This is a genomic window from Stenotrophomonas sp. SrG (assembly GCF_050031795.1).
GTDB classification, from domain to species: Bacteria; Pseudomonadota; Gammaproteobacteria; order Xanthomonadales; family Xanthomonadaceae; genus Stenotrophomonas; species Stenotrophomonas rhizophila_A.
Genome location: NZ_JBNBBE010001466.1, coordinates 1 through 234, shown reverse-complemented (window position 1 = coordinate 234; position 234 = coordinate 1). Strand labels below are relative to the sequence as shown.

Below are 234 nucleotides of genomic sequence, written 5' to 3'. Positions count from 1 at the left end.
CTCTTCCAGCTGCTGCTTCGAGAACGCCAGCCAGCCACGCGGTTCAGCGGCCAGCGGCGTCTCTTGCGCCAGGTCCACCCGGCGGTGCAGCAGCGAACACGACGGCGCCAGCCACAGGAACTCGCTGCCCAGCGGGCCGTGGGCGTAGCGGGCCAGCACCAGCGCGTTGTCGCGGTGGGGACGCCAGATGGTGCGGCCGTGGACCCGCCGGGCCGAGAGCACGCGGGCGGCGGG

The 234-nt window shown here is 74.4% G+C and carries 1 pseudogene; it reads right to left on the bottom strand.

The window, feature by feature from the left end:
- Nucleotides 1–234 (bottom strand): annotated as a pseudogene (locus ACQG3P_RS24280) (5-methyltetrahydropteroyltriglutamate--homocysteine S-methyltransferase); the annotation flags it as partial.